12 protein-coding genes are annotated in these 15,095 nt (G+C 63.3%); 7 read left to right on the forward strand and 5 right to left on the reverse strand.

Going from position 1 to position 15,095, the window contains the following annotated elements; translation table 11 throughout:
- Positions 1-54: 54 nt before the first annotated feature.
- From AC1RTP_RS23240 to AC1RTP_RS23250, 3 genes are all read right to left on the reverse strand, one after another.
- On the reverse strand, positions 55-972 hold the full coding sequence (locus AC1RTP_RS23240) for an alpha/beta hydrolase family protein (protein WP_498610942.1): 918 nt from the start codon (positions 970-972) through the stop codon (positions 55-57).
- 264 nt (positions 973-1,236) lie between these two features.
- Positions 1,237-3,432, reverse strand: a complete 2,196-nt coding sequence (locus AC1RTP_RS23245) for a DEAD/DEAH box helicase (RefSeq protein ID WP_498610944.1) — start codon at positions 3,430-3,432, stop codon at positions 1,237-1,239.
- 165 nt (positions 3,433-3,597) lie between these two features.
- Positions 3,598-4,398 carry an SDR family oxidoreductase gene (locus tag AC1RTP_RS23250; protein WP_498610946.1) on the reverse strand — a complete coding sequence of 267 codons (801 nt, stop codon included), beginning with the start codon at positions 4,396-4,398 and terminating at the stop codon, positions 3,598-3,600.
- A 43-nt stretch (positions 4,399-4,441) separates the two neighbouring features.
- Here AC1RTP_RS23250 and AC1RTP_RS23255 point away from each other — a divergent pair, with 43 nt between their 5' ends.
- On the forward strand, positions 4,442-6,043 hold the full coding sequence (locus AC1RTP_RS23255) for a M28 family peptidase (protein ID WP_498610948.1): 1,602 nt from the start codon (positions 4,442-4,444) through the stop codon (positions 6,041-6,043).
- Here the strand turns inward: AC1RTP_RS23255 and AC1RTP_RS23260 are convergent.
- On the reverse strand, positions 6,024-8,810 hold the full coding sequence (locus tag AC1RTP_RS23260; protein WP_498610950.1) for a bifunctional diguanylate cyclase/phosphodiesterase: 2,787 nt from the start codon (positions 8,808-8,810) through the stop codon (positions 6,024-6,026). The two genes, AC1RTP_RS23255 and AC1RTP_RS23260, sit on opposite strands and share 20 nt — an antisense overlap.
- 147 nt (positions 8,811-8,957) lie before the next feature.
- Between AC1RTP_RS23260 and AC1RTP_RS23265 the strand changes: the two genes are divergently transcribed.
- The 4 genes from AC1RTP_RS23265 (at position 8,958) to AC1RTP_RS23280 (ending at position 11,963) form a co-directional block, all read left to right on the forward strand.
- Positions 8,958-9,410 (forward strand): host attachment protein, encoded by a 453-nt coding sequence (locus AC1RTP_RS23265; protein ID WP_498610953.1) that lies wholly within the window; start codon positions 8,958-8,960, stop codon positions 9,408-9,410.
- Positions 9,411-9,419: 9 nt separating this feature from the next.
- Positions 9,420-10,118 (forward strand): dienelactone hydrolase family protein, encoded by a 699-nt coding sequence (locus tag AC1RTP_RS23270; RefSeq protein WP_498610954.1) that lies wholly within the window; start codon positions 9,420-9,422, stop codon positions 10,116-10,118.
- Between the two features lie 67 nt (positions 10,119-10,185).
- A complete protein-coding gene (locus tag AC1RTP_RS23275) occupies positions 10,186-11,457 on the forward strand; it encodes a PQQ-dependent sugar dehydrogenase (protein ID WP_498610956.1) in 1,272 nt (423 codons plus the stop codon).
- A 62-nt stretch (positions 11,458-11,519) separates the two neighbouring features.
- Complete coding sequence (locus tag AC1RTP_RS23280; RefSeq protein WP_498610958.1) at positions 11,520-11,963, forward strand: thioesterase family protein; 444 nt, start codon at positions 11,520-11,522, stop codon at positions 11,961-11,963.
- Here the strand turns inward: AC1RTP_RS23280 and AC1RTP_RS23285 are convergent, their stop codons facing one another.
- Positions 11,964-12,470, reverse strand: a complete 507-nt coding sequence (locus AC1RTP_RS23285) for a DUF3016 domain-containing protein (RefSeq protein ID WP_498610960.1) — start codon at positions 12,468-12,470, stop codon at positions 11,964-11,966. It abuts the gene before it with no gap.
- 169 nt (positions 12,471-12,639) lie between these two features.
- Here AC1RTP_RS23285 and AC1RTP_RS23290 point away from each other — a divergent pair, with 169 nt between their 5' ends.
- Complete coding sequence (locus AC1RTP_RS23290) at positions 12,640-13,395, forward strand: DNA-formamidopyrimidine glycosylase family protein (RefSeq protein ID WP_498610962.1); 756 nt, start codon at positions 12,640-12,642, stop codon at positions 13,393-13,395.
- Between the two features lie 121 nt (positions 13,396-13,516).
- Positions 13,517-15,022 (forward strand): HD domain-containing phosphohydrolase, encoded by a 1,506-nt coding sequence (locus AC1RTP_RS23295; RefSeq protein WP_498610965.1) that lies wholly within the window; start codon positions 13,517-13,519, stop codon positions 15,020-15,022.
- Positions 15,023-15,095 lie beyond the last annotated feature (73 nt).

A 15,095-nucleotide genomic window follows, 5' to 3' on the forward strand; every position in this document is an offset into this window, starting at 1 on the left:
TTAATTTATCCACATTCATTATATCCATGGTCCCGGCGTTATGGCGGCCTTTCTTCAGCGGCTGAGGGCCTTGCGGATCTGGGCGCTGATGATGACCCAGGATTTGGAATCGGCGGAGACTTCGTCGTAGTGGCTGCCGCCCGGCAGCACCAGCACTTCGGCGCTGTCGCCGGCGGCCTTGGCGCGGCGGGCGTAGTTTTCGCCGGTCACGGTGGGCGAGATGTCGTCATGTTCGCCGTGGATCAGGATGGTGTGCACGCCGGCCGGCAGCATTTCCGCGGGCGACGTATCGGCGAAAACATCGGGGCGCTGCGCGCTGGGAGTGCCGGCGATTTGCGCGGTTTCGCGGTCGCAGGTACGGCGGATCAACGCCGCTTCGTTGCGCAGGTCGGCCAGGCCGCCAAGGCTGATCACGGTCTTGATCGGCAAAGGCTGCGGCGCCCAGGCGGGGCTCCATTCAGGCAGCTTGTGGCGCGACACGGCCCATTGCGCGAGGTGGCCGCCGGCGGAATGGCCGACTGCCACGACGCGGCTCAAATCGAGCGCGCTGGTTTTTGCTTCGTGCTTCAGCAAGTCCACCGCGGTGGCGACGTCCTGGTACATGCCGGGGTAGCCGCCGCCTTCTTCATCGTAGCGGCGATATTCGACGTTCCACACTGCGATACCTTGGCGGGTCAGCGCACCGGCCATATTGCGCATTTGCCCGATGCCGCCGAAGTGCACGGTCCAGCAGCCGCCGTGGATCAGGACGACCACAGGGTGCGGACCGGGACCGTCGGGCTTGAACAGTTCCACGAACTGGCTCGGCGCGGCGCCATAGGCGATGCGCTTGTCGGGCGCGGGGCCCTTCAGCGCGAGATATTCATCCAGGGTCAGGGGCTTGGTGACGACGGCGTCGGGCGTGACGGCGGCGGCGCCAACGGCAGCGGCGCCGGCGGCAGCACACAGGGAATGGCGGATCAGTTTCAGCATGGCTTTCTCGCAGTATCCGGAAGAGCCAGCAGGATAGCCTGGGGGTAGCTGATCAGGCAACAAGTGCGTGCGACGGTCTCCTTCGCGGTTCGGTCGGAGACTACTACTGAAAACTACTGAAACTACTACTGAAAACTACTGAAATTTGCGGTTTTCACCGGTGATAGCGCTAAAGCGGGAAAATTTTCAGTAGTTTTCAGTAAACCTGTGCGACGAGTGTGCAAGGGGGAACCCAATCCCGGGTCCCCCGGGTTTTCGCCAGACTCAGCGCTTCGGCTTGGCCGCCGGTTTTTTCGGCGGGGTGTGCTTGCCGGACATCGGCGGCATCGCGTCGGCCAGGGACATTTTCAGCTGTTTGCCGCCGACCCAGACTTTGCGCAGGTGCTTGAAGATGTCGTCCGGCATACCGTCCGGCATTTCAACGAAGGCGTGATCGTCCAGGATTTCGATGCGTCCAATAAAGCGTGATTCGAGGCCGCTTTCGTTCGCAATGGCGCCGACCAGGTTGCCCGCATTGACGCCATCCGTCGAGCCGACTTCCACGCGGTAGGCACGCATCGGCATCGGTGCTGCGCCGCCCTCGCCTGCCATCTCCTTCTTCTTGCGCTTCGGCGCTTCCTCGAACATTGGCTCGTCGTCATCGTCGCGCGTGGACAGCGGCGGCGCTTCGCGCTCAGCACGCTCAGGCTTGACCGCACGTTCTGCACGTTCCGGTTTGGCGGCGCGCGGCGCTTTGGCCGCTGGTGCCGGAGGCGGCGTCTCGCCGTCGCGGTGCAGGCGCAGCGGCTGGCCTGCCACGCGAAGCGCCTGCAGGGTCTCGATGTCGCCCGGTTGCAGGTCGGCCGGCATGTCCAGCAGCGAATAGTCGTCGTAAATCTCGATGCGGCCGATGAACTTGGAATCGATGCCGCCTTCGTTGGCGATAGCGCCCACGATATTGCCCGGCTTGACGCCGTGCTGGTAGCCCACTTCCACGCGGTAGGTCGCCTTACCCGGCTCCGGCTCGCGGTCGATGCGCTCCTTCTTCGGGCGCGGTTCACGCGGCTCGCGTGGCTCACGCGGCTCGCGTGGCTCACGCGGTTCGCGCGGCTCACGGCCTTCACGTTCCTGGCGCGGCGCGCCATCTTCATGCCAGCCCTTCTCGCGCGACTTGTCGAGCAGCAGCGGTTTGCCGCCGCTGGCCATCAGCGCCAACGCAGCGGCAATTTCGACTGCCGGGACATTGTGCTCAGCCTCGTACTCGTTCACCAGAGTTTCATAGAAGGACAGGCCTTCCTGCGCCAAGGCGTCGGTGATCTGGTCCTTGAAACGCTGCACCCGCACGTCATTGACGGCCTGGATGGTTGGCAGCGTCATAGGTGTCACCGGCTGGCGCGTGGTGCGTTCGATCAGCTTGAGCAGGTTGCGCTCGCGCGGCGTGATGAACAGGATCGCGTCGCCGCTGCGGCCCGCGCGGCCGGTACGGCCGATACGGTGGGTGTAGCTCTCAGGATCGTACGGTACGTCGTAGTTGACCACGTGGCTGATGCGCTCCACGTCCAGGCCGCGCGCGGCAACGTCGGTGGCGACCAGGATGTCGATCTTGCCGTCCTTCAGCTGGCCGATGATGCGCTCGCGTGCCGCCTGCTGCATGTCGCCGTTGATGGCGCCGGCCGAGAAGCCGCGCGCCTGCAGGCGCTCCGCCAGTTCCTCGGTGCCGATCTTGGTGCGCGAAAAGATGATCATGCCATCGAACGGCTCCGCTTCCAGGATCCGGGTCAGTGCGTCCAGCTTGTGCATGCCGGACACCAGCCAGTAGCGCTGGCGGATATTGGTGTTGGTGGTGGTCTTGGCGGCCACCATCACTTCGGCCGGGTCGTTCAGGTAGGTGGTGGCGATGCGCTTCACCTGTGCCGGCATGGTGGCCGAGAACAGCGCGGTCTGGCGCGATTCAGGCGTCTCCTGCAGGATGCGCTCCACGTCTTCGATGAAGCCCATGCGCAGCATTTCGTCCGCTTCGTCCAGCACCAGGGTTTTCAGCTGCGACAGGTCGAGCGAGCCTTTTTCCAGGTGATCGATGACGCGGCCCGGGGTGCCGACCACCACGTGCACGCCACGGCGCAGCGCTTGCAGCTGCGGGCCGTAGGACTGGCCGCCGTAGATCGGCAGGACGTGGAATTTCGGGATATGGGTGGCGTAGCGCTGGAAAGCCTCCGCCACCTGGATCGCCAGTTCGCGGGTTGGCGCCAGCACCAGCGCCTGCGGCGCCGCCTGCTTGATGTCGATGCGGGACAGGATCGGCAGCGCGAAAGCCGCAGTCTTGCCGGTGCCGGTTTGCGCGGTGCCAAGCACGTCGCGGTTTTCCAGCAGGTGGGGGATGGTGGAGGCCTGGATTGGAGACGGGGTCTCGTAGCCTACTTCTTTCAGCGCCTTCAAAATGGGGGCGCTGAGGTTTAAATCGGTAAACATGGTGTCTGACATGGCGGCACTCGTGAATGGTTATTGTTGGTACGCCTGATGCGACGCGAAACCGCTATTCTACCCTTTAAACCCGGAAACCCCGGGTCAGACCCAAGGGTCAGACCCTGTCAGTGCCGCATGCAATGGATGGGTCCGACCCTCGGGTCGTACCCCGATTTACCGGGTTCAGGTGTGCGGCTTGACGTCATCTTTCAGCGCATTCAATGCCATTTTCTCAATCATCCCCGGCGCCAGCAGCTTAAGCCAACGCCCCAGCTTACCCTTGGCCGTCATCACGACCTCCCGCTTTCGCCCCTGCATCCCATCGATAATGAGCCGCGCGCATTCGGCCACCGGCATCGCCGCATCCTCGCGCAAGGAACTCTTTCCCAGCTCCCCGCCCGCCGCGTTGTAGCCCCGGTAGCGGATCTGGGTATCCACCACGCCCGGGTAAGCCGTGGTCACGCTCACCCCATGTGGCTTCATTTCCGCCCGCAGGGCCTCGAAAAATCCCGCCATGGCGAATTTGGTCGCGCCGTACGCCGTTCGCCCCGGCACGCCCACCAGCCCCGCCAGCGAGGATACCGCCACAATCCGCCCCTGCGACGCCTTCAGGTAAGGCAGGGCCGCGTGCGTGCACCAGATCGCACCCCAAAGGTTCACTTTCATCAGGTCCTCATACCAGCCGAGGTCCGTCACTTCCTCGAACAGCGCGTGCGCCGAGCGGCCAGCGTTGTTGACCAGGGCATCGATGCGGCCGAAGCGCTGCACGGCCGCTGCCACCAGGCGCCGGCACTGCTCCTGCTGCGCCACGTCGGTCGGCACCACCAGCGTTTCCGCCCCGGCCGCCGCACAGTCAGCGGCTACTGCCTGCAAGGCCGCTTCCTTGCGCGCGGCCAGGACCAGCGCCACGCCCTTTTGCGCCAGCTGGCGCGCCATCTCAGCGCCGATGCCATCGGACGCGCCGGTGATGATGATCACTTGCATGGGGTCTCCTTTGTTTCACGCATTATGGAGTAAGATCCGCGCCATGAATACCAAGTACTTGATCCCCGCCGGCCTGCTGCTGGCCGCCGCTTCCGCCATGGCGCAACAAGCACCCGCCGTAAAGGAAGCGCCGCTGCGCGCCCACCTTTCCTTCCTCGCCGACGACCTGCTCGAAGGCCGCGGCACCGGCCAGCGCGGCGGCGACCTGGCCGTACGCTACCTGGAGACGCAGGCGGCCGCCATCGGCCTCAAGCCCTTGCCCAACGGCCTGTACCGCCAGGCGGTGAAATTCCAGGGCACCCGGCTGCAAGCCGGCAGCTCGATCAGCTTCAGCAGCGGCGCCGCCACGTTCGTGCCGCGCCTGGGCGAGGATGTCCTGATCGGCACCGGCAGCGGCCAGTCCGAAGTGGTGTTCGATGCGCCGCTGGTGTTCGTCGGCTACGGCGCCATCGCGCCGGAAGAAAACTGGAACGACTACAAGGACGTAGACGTCAAGGGCAAGATCCTGGTCATGATGGTCAACGACCCGCAGCCGACCGCCGAGGAGCCGAACCGCTTTGCCGGCAAGGCCTACACCTATTACGGCCGCTGGATGTACAAGTATGAGGAGGCGGTACGGCGCGGCGCCGCCGGCGCCCTGCTGATCCACACCACGCCTTCTGCGGCGTACGTCTGGAACGTGCCCGCTACCAGCTTCTCGCTGGAACGCTTCCATGCGCCTGGCGCCGGCAACCAGATTGAAGGCTGGTTGAGCGAGGATTTCAGCCGCAGCCTGTTCAAGGCCGCCGGCTTCGACCTCGACAACCTGCGCGCCGCCGCCGAACGACGCGACTTCCGACCCGTCGCGCTGAACATCAGCGCCCACAGTGAAATCCGCTCGAGCGTGCGCCAAGTCGAGCAGTTCAATGTGGTCGGCATCGTGCCGGGCAGCGATCCGAAACTGAAAGAAGAAGCGGTGGTGTATTCCGCGCACTGGGACCACTTGGGCAAGAGCGGAGACCGCATCTACAACGGCGCCATCGACAACGGCTCCGGCGCCGCCGCCCTGCTGGCGATGGCCGCTGCCGCCGTACAGAAGCCCGCCAAGCGCTCGCAGGTCTTCCTGTGGCCAGCCGCCGAGGAAGTGGGCATGCACGGCGCATCGGCATATGTCGCCAACCCGGCCTTCCCGCTGAACCGCACGCTGGCCGACCTGAATCTCGATTCAATGAATTTCGCCGGCCGCACCAAGGACATCGGCGTGGCAGGCGCCGAGCGCAGCACGCTGGCCGAATCAGCCGCGCGCGTCGCCCGGCAAATGGGCCTGAAGCTGGCGCCATCCATCCCCGACCTGTCCGGCGCCTACTTCCGCGCCGACCACTTCCAGTTCGCCAAGGCCGGCGTGCCGGCCTTTAACGTCGGCTCCGCCGTGTTCTCCGGCGACGGCCACTTCGAATTCGAGCAGGCGCAGGACGCGTCAGCCGCAAAGATCGTCGCCTTCAAGGGCGACTATCACACGGTGCGCGACCAGTACCACGCGGAGTGGGATTTATCGGGCATGGTGCAGCAAGCCCAGTTCACGCTGAACCTGGGCTACGAGCTCGCAAATGGCAAGACTGCGCCAACTTGGAAGAAAGGCGATCCGTTCAGCTTTGTGAAACGTTGAGCGTAGCCTCGTGTTGCTCCAGCAGCGCCAGGAAGTCGGCCGCCGGCACCGGACGGCCAAAGAAGTAGCCCTGCATGTGGCGGCAGCCGTGGCGGCGCAGGAAGTCTAGCTGCTCCTGCGTTTCCACGCCTTCCGAAATTACTTCCAGGCCCAGGTTGTCGGCCAGCGCGATGATGGTGGTGACGATGGCAGCATCGTCCGGATCGACCGTCAAATCACGCACGAAAGTCTGGTCGATCTTCAGCACGTCGATCTCGAAACGCTTCAAGTGCGCCAGCGAGGAATAGCCAGTGCCGAAGTCGTCGATCGCCAGCTGCACGCCCAGCTTCTTCAGCTGGTGCATGACTTCGGTGGCGTGTGCCACGTCGTCCATCACCGCGCTTTCCGTCAACTCAAGCTCAAGGCAGCACGGCGCCAGGCCGGTATCGGCCAGCACATCGGCCACGCTTTGCACGAAGTCGGGTTCGGCCAGCTGGCGCGCCGACACGTTGACGGCGACGCGCAATTCCTTGCGGCCGGCCTGCTGCCAGTCGCGCAGCTGACGGCACGCGGTGCGCAGCACCCAGGCGCCAACCGCCAGGATCTGCCCCGTCTCCTCCGCCAACGGAATGAAGCGGTATGGCGCCACCATGCCCATTTCCGGATGGCGCCAGCGGATCAGTGCCTCCATGCCCATGATGCGGCCCGTGGTGCAGTCGACTTGCGGCTGGTAATGCAGCTCGAACTCGCGCCGCTCCAGCGCTGTACGCAGCGCGGTCTCGATGCGCAGGCGTTCGCCCAGTTGCTCGTTCATCGCCGCGGTGTAGAACTGGTACTGGTTGCCGCCCATTTCCTTGGCGCGGAACATGGCGATGTCGGCGCGTTCGGCCAGCACGCCGGGTTCCTTGCTGTCGCCCGGGAAAGCAGCAATACCGGCGCTGGCGGTCAGGAACAACTCCGTCCCATCCAGCACCAGCGGCGCCGCCAGGCTGTCCAGCACGCGCTTCAATTGTTCGGCGCGAGGGGCATGACCGCCCCGTTCCGGCAGCAGCATCAGCGCGAATTCATCGCCGCCCAGCCGCGCTACCGTGTCAACCGGCCGCACCGCCGCCTGCAGGCGCGCCGCCACGATTTGCAGCAGGCGGTCGCCGCCCTTGTGGCCAAGCCGGCTATTGGTGAATTTGAAGCGATCGAGGTCGATCGACACCAGCCAAAGCTCGTGTCCTTTGCGTCCCGAGTGCTGGATGGTTTGCGCCAGGCGGTCCTGCAGCAGCAAGCGGTTCGGCAGGCCGGTCAGCGCATCGTGGGTGGACTGGTGCTGCAGCTCCGATTCATAGGCCTTGATGGCCGTGATGTCGTGCTGGATGGAGATGAAGTTGGCCACCCTGCCCTGCTCGTCGCGCACCGGCGACATATACACATCGTTCCAGTACAGGGTGCCGTCCTTGCGGTAGCAGCGCAGCACGGCATGGCCGTCGCGCTGCTCGCGGATAGCGGCGCGCAACTCGTCGAAACCTGGCTGCTCCAGGTCCGTGCCAAGCAGCATGCGCGGGCTGCGGCCCAGCGCCTCGTCGGCACGGTAGCCGGTGATGCGCTCGAAGGCTGGATTCACGTACACCATCGGATTGTGCTTTCCCGCCTCCGTGATCACGACGGCATTGGTGCTCGACTCGATGGCGCGCTGGCGTAGCGCCAAAGCCTGGTTGGCCTCCTTGAGCTCCGCCGTGCGCTGCGCCACGCGCCGCTGCACCAGCTCCTTGCGGCGCTTGAGCGAATCGACGAAAGCAGCGGCGATCAGGGTGGTCAGCACGCCCAGCACCAGCGCGGCCAGCGAGGCCAGGTGCTCGCTGGCGAGAGCGTGCGGTCCTGGCGATGCCACCAGCAGCCAGCGCGTACCGGCAACGTCGAGCGGCTGCTTCACGGGCGCCGTGTGTGCGGGATAGAGCCAGGCAGGCAGGGTCAGCCCGTTGCCCTCCGAAACCGGCGGCGCGACATATACCAGGGCGCCTGAATAAGGCTCAGGGCTGGCATACACCTGCATATCCAGCGCAGCAGCTTCCGGTCCGGCATTGGCGAAAATCTTTTCGATCATTTCCCCGGGCTGCAATGTCAGCGCTGTTTCACCCAGCACGCGCCCCGCGCCGTACAGCGGCATCGACACCACCACGCCCAGGCGCCCACGTCCGCCATCGCGCTGCGCCAGTTTGACCAGGGGTCCCGCCGCCGGCTGCCCGCTGGCATAAGCGCGCTGGCGCGCTGAATCGTCGTGATTGGGATATAGGGTGTCGAGGCCAAGAGCGGGCTCGTTGCCCGCCAACGGCTCGATGTAGTCGATAACGCGGTAGCGCGCCCGCACCGCAGCCGGCTGGGCCACGCCGTCGTGCATCTCGCGTACGGTGGCGCCGGGGTGCACGGCCTGCAGCGAAGCTTCAAAGGCGGGCCGCTCCGCATGCTCAATAAAACGCAGGTAGCTCGTGCCCAGCACGTAGGGATGGCGCGCCAGCAAAGGCGCGACGAAGCGCTGGAATTCTTCGCGGGTGGTCGCCGGACGGCTGACAAACAACTGGTTGACCGCCTGCAGGCTGGCCATGGCGCCGCCGATGCCTTCCCGCAGCACATAGGCGCGCGCTTGCACGCGCTGCTCGAACGCCAGCTGGGCGCGCTGAGCCTCCAGGCGGCTCACGCCTGCAAAAAGAGTGCCGGTCAGGGTGAATCCGCACAGCAGCGCCAACGCAGCGGTGCGCGTGCGGAATACCTGCTGTGGTGATGCGCTTTCTGCTTGGTCCATATGCCCCTGCCTTCGCTCTGCGAGCTTACCATTTTCGCACGGCCATACATTTAATACCACATGGCAATATTTGCCCCGCGGCTCGCGCGCGCCGGGCACTGCGACGGCGACCTATACTGAACCGCCTAAACCACACTGGAGGCGACCATGGAGAAAACCTGGATCGTTGTGGCCGATAGCAGCCACGCCCGTATCTTCCAGCTGCGCGACGGCCAGCTGCCGGCCGAAGAAATCCAAGACCTGGCCAACCCGCTGGGACGAGCCGACAACAAGCAGGTCGCGTCCGACAGCCACGGCCAGTTTGCCGGCCCGGATGGTCATGGCCATACCGCGCCACGCGTGGAAGAGCCGGTACAGCATGAAGTGCACCAGTTCGCGCGTCACTTGGCCCGCCGGCTCGACACAGCGGCCGCCCAGCATCGCTTCCAGCAACTGGCACTGGTGGCCGCGCCGCGCTTCCTGGGCTTGCTGCGCGACAGCCTGGACAAACAGACGCGCAAGCTGGTGACAGCGGAAATGGCGAAGAATGTGGCTGCCTTGCCGCGCAGCGAGCTCGATGCTTGCTTGCAAGCTCTGGCCCGGCAGCACCCCACACACTGAGGCGCCGCCATGGACCTCAGCACGCAATGGACGACCGTGCATGGCCCGGATGGCGAGTTCGACGCCTTCCTGGCGCTGCCGCGCAGCGGCCACGGCCCCGCCCTGCTGCTCTTGCAGGAAATCTTTGGCGTCAACGCACACATCCGCGGCGTGGCCGAACAATACGCCGCCGATGGCTATGTAGTGCTGGCGCCCGACCTGTTCTGGCGCCAGGACAAGCGCTTGGAATTCGGCTATGACGATGCGGACTGGGCCCGCGCCGCCCAATGCAAGCAGCGCGCCGACACGGCGCAAACCCAGGCCGACATCGGCGCCGCCGCAGCCAACTTACGCGCCACGCCAGGCGCCGAGGGCAAGCTGGCGGCAGTGGGCTATTGCTGGGGCGGACAGATGGCTTTCCTGGCGCTGGCCAACGGCCATGCCGATCACGCCGTGGCGTACTACGGCGGCGGCATCCAGAATTGCCTCGACCGCAGCGCCGACATCAAGGCCCCGCTGTTGATGCACTTCGGCGGGCGCGATGCGCACATCCCACGCGAGGCAGTGCGCTCGATCGCCGAACGCTTCGAACACAAGGAGCAGGTTGAGATCCATATTTACCCGGAAGCCGAACACGGCTTCAATTGCAGCCACCGCAGCACCTACCACCAGCGCAGCGCAGCCGAGGCGCATGGCCACACCCTGCTGTTCTTAAGCGAATACCAGTAAGTGCGTCTGCGCACGGAGCGCCCAACCGTACAGTCCTAATCTCGAGTGCTGGATTCCAACGGAGGAAATGATGGCTGATGACCTGAATTCCCGGCCTGCGCCCGCGGCCGCCGCAATCTCGCCGGCTGCCACACTGGCCGCAACCCTGATGGCTGCATTGCTCGCTGCTTGCGGCGGCGGTGGCGGCGGAGGTTCCGGCCCGGTGGTGCAACCGGAACCACCCAAGCCCGACCCAACGCCGCCCACGCCTGCGCCCTTGACCCTGGCCGTGCGCGAAGTGGCCAGCGGCTTGCAGGCCCCGGTATTCCTGACCGCGCCTGTCAGCGATACACGGCGTTTTATTGTCGAGCGCGCCGGCCGCATCCGCATTCTGGCCGGTGATGGCAGCCTGCGCAGCACAGCTTTCCTCGATTTAACCGGCCTGATCAGTACGGATGGCGAAGGCGGCCTGCTGTCGATAGCCTTCCATCCCAACTATGCGCAGAACGGCAAGTTCTACATCTATTACACGGACAAGTTCAACAACATCGCCATCGATGAAGGCAAGGTATCTACCGGCAACGCCGACCTGGCCGACGCAAATTCCCTCAAACGCCTGATCTCCATCCCGCACCCGACCTATAACAACCACTTCGGCGGCCTGCTGGCCTTTGGTCCGGATGGCTACCTGTATGCCGGCACTGGCGATGGCGGCGGTAGCGGCGATCCCAGCGGCAATGCGCAGAACCTCGATTCCCTGCTGGGCAAGCTTCTGCGCCTGAACGTTGACACACCGGTGGCGCCGCTCTACCTGGTGCCGCCTGACAATCCGTTCGCCGGACAGCAAGACAAGCGCGGCGAGATCTGGGCCTATGGCTTGCGCAACCCATGGCGCTTCGCCTTCGATTCCGTCACTGGCTCTCTCTACATTGCTGATGTCGGACAGGACCTGAAGGAAGAGGTCAACGTGGTCGCCACCACGCTGAAGCCAGCCAACTACGGCTGGAACATCATGGAGGGCACCAGCTGCTACAACGCCGCCACGTGCTCGCAGCAAGGGTTGGTGAAGCCCGTGTTCGAATACGACCACGGCGCCAGCAACGCGAACGGCTGCTCCATCACCGGCGGCTTCGTCTACCGCGGCAAGGCCGTGTCCGAGCTGGCCGGGCGCTACCTCTATTCGGACTACTGCAAGGGCTTCCTGCGCAGCTTCCAGTTCGCCAACGGCGCTGTGAGCGAAGCGAAGGACTGGGCGATCGGCGATATCGGCCGGATCCCAAGCTTCGGCCAGGATGGGGCAGGCGAGCTATACATGCTGAGTGAAGCCGGCAAGGTGTACCAGATCGTGAAGGGGCCATAGCCGCCACGGGCGGGGGCGAAGGCGCGCTACAATGTGCGCTTTCCCACTAGCCTTTCCAAGACATGGCCAGACTGACGCTGTCGTTCCCGGACGATCAATTCTGCTTTTCGACCCAGCTCACGGTGCGCGTGACCGATATCAACGGCGCCAACCACCTGGGCAACGATTCGATGATTTCCATGATCTCGGAAGCGCGGGCGCGCTTCCTGTTCGAGTTCGGCGTGCAGGAAACCGAGGCCGACGGCACCGGCATCATCATCACCGACCTGGCCACCACCTATCGCGCCGAAGCGCATGCTCGCGACCAGCTGCTGTTTGAAGTGGGAGTGATGGATTTCAACAAGTACGGCGGCGACGTGATCTTCCGCGTCACCCGCCCGGCCGACGGCAAACTGGTTGCCATGGCCAAGCAGGGTTTTGTGTTCTACAACTATGCGCACGCCCAGGTTGTGCCGATGCCGGACGACTTCCGCGCCAAGTTCACCCGCGTGAACTGGATCGACTGATTACTTCTTGCTCAGCTGCGTTGGGCTGGCAAAGGCCGACTTGAACCAGTCGTCGATCATCGGCTTTTCATAACGCAGCGAGTCGCCGGACGCATAGTGGTTCAAGCGTTCCAGGTACATCATGTTTTTCAAATGCTCCTGGCCGCTGGCGATGACCTGCCCATCCTGCTCCAGGGTATAGTTCAAGGCCATGGTCGGCCAGTCGGCGCCGCCGCGCAGGATGCGGACGTCGTCAATGAAGTGGCGGCGGTGCGGCTCCACCCGGCCTGCCAAGTCAATATCGGTGACCGTGATATTCAGGTGCTGCTTAGCGGGCAAATGCTGGGCAAGGCGCTGGAAGTGCTCGGTAAATTGCTTCAGCATTTCCGTGCGATCCTGCTCCATCATCGGTACGTCCATATACTTGTCCATGTCCTGGTACTTGACCGACACCGTACCTGCCGAAGCGGCGCCAGCCGCGGCCAATAACAGCGCAGCGGCGATCCAGAATCGAGTTGCGTGTTTCATGATTGGTTTCCTTTCATAGATAACCTTAAATATACTCCTCGCCCACGCCCCTGCTGTCATTGAAACAATTTCTGACAAATAAAACCGGGCGGAAAAGTGAACCTTCGTGTGCGTAAGCGCACCGCACGGCGGACCGCTCGCCCTCACACTGGGGCGCAGGAGGTAGCCCATGCCCGAAGGCCCGTCGATCGTCATCCTGACAGAACTGGTGCACAGCTTCGAAGGCCGCACCATCTCTAACGCCAGCGGCAACAGCAAGGCCGTACCTTTCGAAGAGCTGCCCGGCCAACCCATCCTGTCACTGCGCAGTTGGGGCAAGCATTTCCTGATCGAGCTGCCGCTCTTCACCTTGCGCATACACTTCATGATGTTCGGCAGCTACCGCATCGACGAACGCAAGGACGGCACGCCGCCGCGGCTCTCGCTGCAATTCGAAGAAGGCGGTGAACTCAATTTCTATTCCTGCTCAGTCAAGCTGGTGCCAGGCGAACTGGAACTGGCTTACGATTGGCGCAGCGATGTCATGTCGGAGCATTGGAGTCCGCGCCTGGCATTAAAAAGACTGCGCGAAAATCCCGAGCGTTTTGTGTGCGATGTTTTACTCGACCAAAATATTTTTAGTGGAGTTGGCAATATTATCAAAAACGAAGTATTGTTTCGATTGCACATTCACCCTCTCTCTACAGTAAGTAAATTGCCACAGGGAAAGCTAAGGGAACTGGTGAAGCAAGCACGCCAATACAGTTTTGAATTCAAAGCCTGGAAACAGGCGTTCGAATTAAAAAAGCATTGGCAAGTGCATAACCGCCGTGATTGTCCCCGCTGTAATATCAAGCTGCACCGAGCCCATCTCGGCCTCACCCAGCGCCGCACTTTCTGGTGCGAGAATTGCCAAAAGCGTTACGGCGACGCAGTGATGTTGTAAAGATTTAGCTAATCCAGTATTGCCTGTTGTTAATAACAATAGGTCAGACTACAATCGTTCAGATGCGCTTAAAAATTGCGCATCGCCCAGGGACTGTGTGTCACATTTGGAATTTGCCAATATGTCTTTCTTGTCTTCTGCTACGCCCAAACTCGCGCCGTGGAGAATCCTGCTGGTCGATGACGAACCCGACATTCACGACATCACCAAGCTGACCCTGAGCCGCTTCCGCCTGGAAGGCCGCGGGCTGACTTTTCTGCACGCTTACAGCGGCGCTGAAGCGAAAGAAGTGCTGGCGAAAGAAAAAGACATTGCCCTCGTTTTCCTCGACGTGGTGATGGAGAAGGAAGACTCCGGACTCGAAGTGGCGCGCTGGATGCGCGAAGACCTGGACAACCAGTTCACCCGCATCGTGCTGCGCACCGGCCAGCCAGGCCAGGCGCCGGAAGAACGCGTGATCGTCAATTACGATATTAACGATTACAAGGAAAAGACCGAACTCGATCGCACCAAGCTGTTCACCACCACCTTCGCCGCGCTGCGCGCCTACCGCGACATCATGAAGGTGGAAGAAGCGCGCCAGCAGCAGCTGCATTACCGCGAAGGCCTGGAGCGCGTGATCGCCGCCTCGGCCCATATTTTCCAACAGCGCAACCTGAAAGACTTCGCCAACGGCCTGCTGCAGCAAGTGGTCGCGCTGCTGCGCCTTGAGCAAAGCATGCTGGTGCGCCTGCGCGGCGCCACCGCCGTCACCGGTGAAACCGACTACGAAGTGCTGGCCCAGATCGGCCAGGACGAAGACAGCCTGCTGACGCCCGAGCTGCTGGCCCAGTTGAAGGACGCGGAGCGCAATCGCATCTCGCGCATGGCGGGCGACACCTTTGTCGGCTACTTCCCCAACAGCAGCGGCAAGGCATCGCTGCTGATACTGAAAGGCGTGGAAGAGATTTCCGAGATCGACCAGAAGCTGCTGCAAATCTTCTGCAGCGGCGTCGCGATCGCCTTCGACAATATTCTGCTGACGCAGGAAATCACCGATACCCAGGCGGAGCTGATCATGCGTCTTGGCGACGTGGTGGAATCGCGCTCCAACGAAGCGGGCAACCACGTGCGCCGCATGGCCGAATTCTGCCACCTGCTGGCCACCGCTGCCGGGATGCCGGACGAAGAGACCGCGGTACTGAAGCACGCGGCGCCGATGCACGACATCGGCAAGATCGCCACGCCCGATTCCGTGCTGCTCAAGCCGGGCAAGCTTGATGCGGCCGAATGGGAAATCATGAAACAGCACCCGACGGTCGGCCTATCGATCCTGGACGGCTCGCAGCGCCCGATCCTGAAAGCCGCCGCCGTGATCGCCCACCAGCACCACGAAAAGTTCGACGGCAGCGGCTACCCGCAAGGCCTGAAGGGCGAAAGCATCCACGAATACGCCCGCATCGTCGCCGTCGCCGACGTATTCGACGCCTTGATGCACAAGCGCTGCTACAAGGACGCCTGGCCGGTCGAGCAAGTGGTCGCCCACATGCGCGAAGTCGCCGGCCAACACCTCGACCCCAAGTATGTCGAGCTGATGGTCAAAAACATCGATAAAGCCCTCGCCATCAACGATCGCTTCCCGGATTAAAGTCGGGGTCAGGTCGAGCAAACGGACACGGGCCTGTCTCTTCTCCACATCTGACGCTGCCGACGAAGTATCA

Source organism: Pseudoduganella sp. GW821-FHT11H04, from assembly GCF_058807935.1.

Excerpts from the sequence above, each read along its gene's own strand:
- AC1RTP_RS23260 (WP_498610950.1), bottom strand. The coding sequence starts at position 8,810 with ATGGACCAAGCAGAAAGCGCATCACCACAGCAGGTATTCCGCACGCGC.
- AC1RTP_RS23280 (WP_498610958.1), top strand. The coding sequence starts at position 11,520 with ATGGCCAGACTGACGCTGTCGTTCCCGGACGATCAATTCTGCTTTTCG.
- AC1RTP_RS23295 (WP_498610965.1), top strand. The coding sequence starts at position 13,517 with ATGTCTTTCTTGTCTTCTGCTACGCCCAAACTCGCGCCGTGGAGAATC.
- AC1RTP_RS23265 (WP_498610953.1), top strand. The coding sequence starts at position 8,958 with ATGGAGAAAACCTGGATCGTTGTGGCCGATAGCAGCCACGCCCGTATC.
- AC1RTP_RS23275 (WP_498610956.1), top strand. The coding sequence starts at position 10,186 with ATGATGGCTGATGACCTGAATTCCCGGCCTGCGCCCGCGGCCGCCGCA.
- AC1RTP_RS23255 (WP_498610948.1), top strand. The coding sequence starts at position 4,442 with ATGAATACCAAGTACTTGATCCCCGCCGGCCTGCTGCTGGCCGCCGCT.
- AC1RTP_RS23270 (WP_498610954.1), top strand. The coding sequence starts at position 9,420 with ATGGACCTCAGCACGCAATGGACGACCGTGCATGGCCCGGATGGCGAG.
- AC1RTP_RS23245 (WP_498610944.1), bottom strand. The coding sequence starts at position 3,432 with ATGTCAGACACCATGTTTACCGATTTAAACCTCAGCGCCCCCATTTTG.
- AC1RTP_RS23240 (WP_498610942.1), bottom strand. The coding sequence starts at position 972 with ATGCTGAAACTGATCCGCCATTCCCTGTGTGCTGCCGCCGGCGCCGCT.
- AC1RTP_RS23285 (WP_498610960.1), bottom strand. The coding sequence starts at position 12,470 with ATGAAACACGCAACTCGATTCTGGATCGCCGCTGCGCTGTTATTGGCC.
- AC1RTP_RS23250 (WP_498610946.1), bottom strand. The coding sequence starts at position 4,398 with ATGCAAGTGATCATCATCACCGGCGCGTCCGATGGCATCGGCGCTGAG.
- AC1RTP_RS23290 (WP_498610962.1), top strand. The coding sequence starts at position 12,640 with ATGCCCGAAGGCCCGTCGATCGTCATCCTGACAGAACTGGTGCACAGC.